The organism is Paenibacillus sp. MSJ-34 (assembly GCF_018918005.1).
In the GTDB taxonomy this organism is placed as follows: Bacteria; Bacillota; Bacilli; order Paenibacillales; family Paenibacillaceae; genus MSJ-34.
The window spans coordinates 1-5834 of the sequence record NZ_JAHLPR010000098.1; the positions used below are offsets into that span (position 1 = coordinate 1).

Below are 5834 nucleotides of genomic sequence, written 5' to 3' on the forward strand. Positions count from 1 at the left end.
AGTGTATCCACATAATGTTGACTTGAACCGAACGAACTGGGAAACCTCCACTTTTTTACAGTCCGCGAGGCAGATCCACTATATTCAGTGTTTGATATTACGGGCTTTCGAAATTTAGGTTAAATTCTTTGCGTACATATTTTTCGTGATTATGCAGATTTTCATTTGCAATGAATCTCCATATTTGATCCTTAAGAAGCTGTTCTTCATGGGCTCGGTTATCAACCAACCTGTTATGTCCAAGGATTTCCTGATTAACCCTCTCAATTTCTAAATTGATAATTTTTACAAATTCGTCAACAGGAACTAATGCAATTTTCTTACTTGGTTCTTTTTGTTTTTGTTCAATTAATTCGAGATTGATTTCGTTTTTCGATCTTATTATTTCTAACTGTTGATTTATTCTCTCTTTATCGATATATGGTACTTCTTTTTCCATTAGATCCTGGATCGAAGTCTCAAGATTATCATATGATTCCATGTATAGTTTAACACAATTTGCCAATTCCTTCATTTCATTTTCATAGGTTTCATTAAAGTACTCTTCCAATTTATTCAAAAAACCATCCGGCAATGACTGTTGACAAAAAGGGCATTTACCTTCCGACTTATGTATATGATCATATCCTCTTTTTACCCAATCGCTTATAGCCAGTCTAGAAATGAGAGCGGCGATATCGACCTCCTGCTTACCAACAATTTGTTTTTGGAATATTCGACTTGAACAAGCAACGTTTAGTTCGTCATTCTTTATTGATTGCAACGTTTGAATTTTCACTAAACTTCCATTAAATAATTTATTTGAACGAGCACGTAAATCCTCTAAATCACATAACTTATTTTCAAGTGAATGCGACTGTTTACATTTATTCATAAAGTTCATTTTATTATTTCGAACACCTGAAAAAGCTTGCAAAAACTCGTTATCATATTTTCTTTTCAATTCCCAGCAATCTTCTATAAATTCATTTTCATTCGCGTTATATTCCTCTTCTTTATTGGACAAGTTAGTGCGCAATCTACGAATCTCTTCGTCTAATTTATCAACAAGCCTCTTCTTTTCAGCAATTTCATTTTTTATTTCAGTTGACTCCTTACCTAATGTGAATATACCCTTAATGTGCGAATCCTGATGGAAGTTTTCCTCAACGAATTTCTGGTTATATACCAATGTTTTTAATGGTTGTGATGCCCAATCAATATTACAATCCGGGAAGTTCTCAATATTTTTCATAGCATTTGATAATGATGTTTTCCCACTTCCATTGGAACCGTAGAAAAAATTAATTTTCTTTAATCCACTAAAGACAACACCTGTACTATCATAAGTTGCTATCTTCTTAATGGAAATTTCTTTAATCATTACTTCTTCACCCCGAAAATGTTAATTTAAAAAAGACGTAACTAAAATAGATGTCCATTTTAGTTACGCCCAGATGCAAGTAATTAAATTAGTAGTAGTATCTACAATCCGAAAATACTAAGCCCCAACAACCTCAGCGTTCTTATTAATCGTATCAATAATACCGATAATTGCTCGTGCATCGTCCAGATTATTACTAAACAGTTCCGTGATACTGCCGACCGAGCGGAATGGCTCCTCTTGGAGTACGGATTTTTCAAGAATACCGTTTTTCACTACATAATCGATAATCAGCTTCACAAACCGTAGTTGATGGACATTCAGACGGTTTTCCTGCAGGAATACCGTGAATGCTTCATTCGCGGCTTCCTGGTCGAGCCCTACGACCGTCCGTACAAGCTTCGTTACCGGTAAGTCTTTATATTCCCGCTCATAATCTTCTTTGGTTCCGAGTTCTGCCCATAGAATATGTTCAAGCGTCTCCAGATCTTGTTTCGTGATCGGTTTGTTGTTGCGCAATTTATAGATAGCGATTTGATCCTTGTTCGTTTGTAAATACTGGTTGACCTTTTTACGGTAATTTTGCAGGTCATTGGTGTTATAGAAGCCTCTACTTTCCTCTACAGCAAGCCATTCATCTTTGAAGTTCGTATAATAGATTTGTTGTGTTTCCCGTTCCAGGAATTTAATGAGATCCCGTAAAGCAACACGAACTTTCTCCATTTCGAAGATGTCCGCTTCTTCCCAGAACTCTGTCGTCAAGACCTTCTCTATGACATGTCGCTGTGCGACGACTTGAGGAATCGTACCCAACTTGGAGAGTTTTTCTGCCGTCTCCATGACTTTGCGAAACGGCTTCACCGATTGTGTTCCCTGAAGCTTAGCCAATTCGATGATCAGCATCATATAGTCAAACCGCTTTGCTAATTCGTCATGGTCTAAAGAAACGACAAGAGGAGCAATATACTCCTTCAAATCCCCCATATCAGTATCGGTTAAGGAGCGCCATGCAGCGTCATTTTTATACTTATGGACATACTGGATATGCTGTCTGATGCGAAAATGCTCCTCATTTAGCGCACTCACGCTATCCTTCAACAATTTCACCAATTCCGTGCGATGTTCTATATATTCGGGTTCCTGATAACGCAGTTGTTGAAGTTCACGTACAATCTGAGTACGAACATTGAACAATTTTTCCGATAAGGTCTCGGCAATATCGGTATCCTTCCCTTTCGGATTGGCCCGGAAATACTCAAAGTTACGGCAGAAATCAAAGATCAGGAATTCCTGCTTGTCCTCACCAATACCATGTAGATCTTTACACAACCGTGTCCCTCGGCCCACCATCTGCCAAAACTTCGACTTCGAGCGAACTTTCTTGAAGAATACCAGATTGACAACCTCAGGGATGTCTACGCCTGTATCGAGCATATCAACGGAAACAGCAATTTGAGGAAGCTTGTTCCAAATGGAAAAATCATCAATCAGAGATTGATAATAATTCGTTTTGATATCAATGACCCGTGCAAAATGCCCCTTTAATTCAGGATACAGGCTATCGAACCGCTCTACAATTGCAACTGCATGCCGATGGTTTTTGGCAAATATGATGGTCTTGCCCAGCTTGTCTCCGCCTTCTACCTTCAAGCCCCGCTCCATAACAAACTGCAGCACACGGTCTATCGTATCCTGGTTAAACAACCATTCGTTAATCGCTGCACTATCAATATCCCGCGGCTCCTCTTCTTCATCCTCCAGCAACACTTCTTCGTATTGCTCTTTTTCCTCTTCGGACAGATCATCGTAGCGGATGCCGTCGTCCATGATCTTGGTTGTTGTTTCCACGGTACGGTAATCCACCAAATATCCTTCCTTGACTGCTTGCTCTAGTTCATAGGCAAAGGTTGGAACACCATTTTCCAGACGGAACACGTCATATGTGTTTTTGTCGACTTCATCTTTGGGAGTTGCCGTCAAGCCCAGCAGGATAGCATCAAAATAATCGAATATGGCCTTATATTTCTTATAGACGCTTCGATGCGATTCATCAAGGATGATCAAGTCAAAATGACCAACCGTAAACAGCTTTTTGCCGTCCTTCCGCTTGACCTCGTCGATGGCATTCATCATCGTCGGGTAAGTGGAAAAAACAATTCTTGCCGTCTCCGGATTGTCCTTGCTGTCAAGCAGGTTGCACAGTGTCATGTCGGGCAAATACTGGCTGAAGCTGTTTTTGGCTTGGCGAACAAGCGTTGTACGATCCGCAAGAAACAGCACATTCTTAACCCAATTATATCGGCTCAGCACATCAACAATGGCGCTCGCAGTGCGTGTTTTACCGCTTCCGGTCGCCATGACAAGCAAAGCGGTCCGCTGTCCTTTATTTAATGCATCACAAACCGAAAGGACTGCTTCATGCTGATAAGGGCGATTTACAATGGAGTTGTTGATTTGTACTTCCTGCAACGGTTTACGGATCGAGCGCCGGTTGACGAGCAACTGCAGCTCATCCTGACTGGCGAAACCAGATACTTGCCGACTGGCATAGTGAAGATCATCCCAGAAATTTATTACAAATCCATTGGTATAATAAATCAACGGACGCTGTCCATACCGCTGCTCCAAACAATCCGCATAGAGCTTCGCTTGCTGCTTGCCCACATTGGGATCTGCGCTGGTCCGTTTCGCTTCCACGACGGCAAGCGGCTTCCCGTTCTCACCCAATAACACGTAATCGACATAACCGATCCCTTGGCCGTTTGGCATGCCTTGTACTTCAAACTCTTCCAGTACATTTTTCTGGAATGTCCATCCGGCCAGCTTAAGCTCGAGATCGATGTAACGTTTGCGAGTCTCGAACTCGCTGATTTTATCCGGAACAAAGTTGTACTCCTGCGTGTTCTGCGCCTTGCGCTCGGTCAGCAGCTTCCGAAGCTCTTCATTTTCTTTGATCAGATCTTCCAGCTTACGGTCTTTTGAACCTAAACGGTCGTATAAATCCTGCAGCTCCTGAGGCCTAACTTTTTCTTGTTGTTTGTTCTCTTCCAATAAGAGTTGTTCGTCAAAACTTCTGGCCGTATACTCGACCGAATAACAATAATCGATCCAGCTGATGAAGTTAAACAGGTTGCGAAGAGACAGAATCGCCTCGCCACGGCTGATCGTTGCATTGGAATGCACGGCGACATTTCCTAGCTTCGTAATATATTTCAACTGTGGTAGCATGGACTGATCGATTACGCGGAGAAAAGTTACATCGTGAATCAAGCTTGACAGATTGTCTTGATAAGGGACCTTCAAGTCGCTATCGTAGGTAAACAGCCATTTGACAGCAAGCTCCAGAGCCCTACGGCTGAGAATAGCGCTGGTCGCAGGACTGACGACCAACGCCTTTTCCGCCTCCATACATGCGCCGGCAAAGCTGGCATAAGTTTTATTTGCACTGAGAAATCCAAAATTCGATAGATGGATATCGCTCATCTAAACCGCTACACCGTCCTTCACTGTCAATTCGCCTTTAAAAGCTTTTTGAAGCAGGGCTTGGAAGTTGGATTCTAGTTGTTGGAGTTGAAGTTTCATTTTGTTCTTCGTATTTCTAATCTGAATAATCATTGAGGCAAATTGATCTTGCAACTGTTTTGCTGGAAGGTAAAAATCAATTCCTAAATATTTTTCTTGGGATATATTTAACATTGAGCCACTTGTGCCAGATGACAACCGTGAAACTTCATCCCTAATCTTTTTTGCCTGAATCACAAACAAAAAATAATATGGGTTAACAATTCGTTGGTCTAAAGTAAGCTTCCAAAGTCGATCAGGTATAAATAAGTCGTTATAGTCTTTTTCAATTATTGCAGAAGCCCCTACCAGTTCTCTCGTATTCATTCTGCTTACCAAAATGCTGTTCTTTGTTGGAAATACCAATTTGTTTAATTTTATATCTTTTTCTGAGGGTACTTTATAAGCCGTATCAATAAACTCTCCTGAAGTAACAGCCGATGTGGTTAGTACCCCTAGTTCGCTCCCTTGTTTCTGTCTAGTTTCTCCTCCAGTACTAAGTCCTGCTTGCAAACTAATAATTACATCTTTTATCTTACAATTTGTATCTGAAAATTGACCAAACATATCTAAAAACACAGCTTGGACTAATTCATCAAGTTTAGCTATTGCTTGTTTGCGCTGTTCAATCAGATATTGGGCTTTATCTAATATTTTTACAATATGTTCTTGTTCCCCGAGCATAGGAATAGAAATAGTGCTGTTTCTTAAGTAATTATCTAACTTCAGATTAATAATACCTGTAGTCTGATTCTGAAATTTCAAAACTGCTTTACATTTATAAAGATAAACCTAAATTTCGAAAGCCCGTAATATCAAACACTGAATATAGTGGATCTGCCTCGCGGACTGTAAAAAAGTGGAGGTTTCCCAGTTCGTTCGGTTCAAGTCAACATTATGTGGATACACT

Annotated in this window: 2 protein-coding genes and 1 pseudogene; all 3 read right to left on the reverse strand. The window is 40.5% G+C overall.

Annotated elements, in window-relative coordinates; translation table 11 throughout:
- Positions 1 to 97: 97 nt before the first annotated feature.
- Entirely contained in the window at positions 98 to 1363 is a 1266-nt protein-coding gene (locus tag KQI79_RS26870; RefSeq protein WP_216541413.1) for an AAA family ATPase, read from the reverse strand.
- A 117-nt stretch (positions 1364 to 1480) separates the two neighbouring features.
- Positions 1481 to 4846: a DEAD/DEAH box helicase family protein gene (locus KQI79_RS26875; protein ID WP_216541414.1), complete on the reverse strand. Its 3366-nt coding sequence runs from the start codon at positions 4844 to 4846 to the stop codon at positions 1481 to 1483.
- Positions 4847 to 5701, reverse strand: a pseudogene (locus KQI79_RS26880) (restriction endonuclease subunit S domain-containing protein); the annotation flags it as partial.
- Positions 5702 to 5834: the final 133 nt, after the last annotated feature.

What these genes read in the sequence shown, in the direction of transcription:
- KQI79_RS26870 (WP_216541413.1), bottom strand. Translation starts at nt 1,363, where the DNA reads ATGATTAAAGAAATTTCCATTAAGAAGATAGCAACTTATGATAGTACA.
- KQI79_RS26875 (WP_216541414.1), bottom strand. Translation starts at nt 4,846, where the DNA reads ATGAGCGATATCCATCTATCGAATTTTGGATTTCTCAGTGCAAATAAA.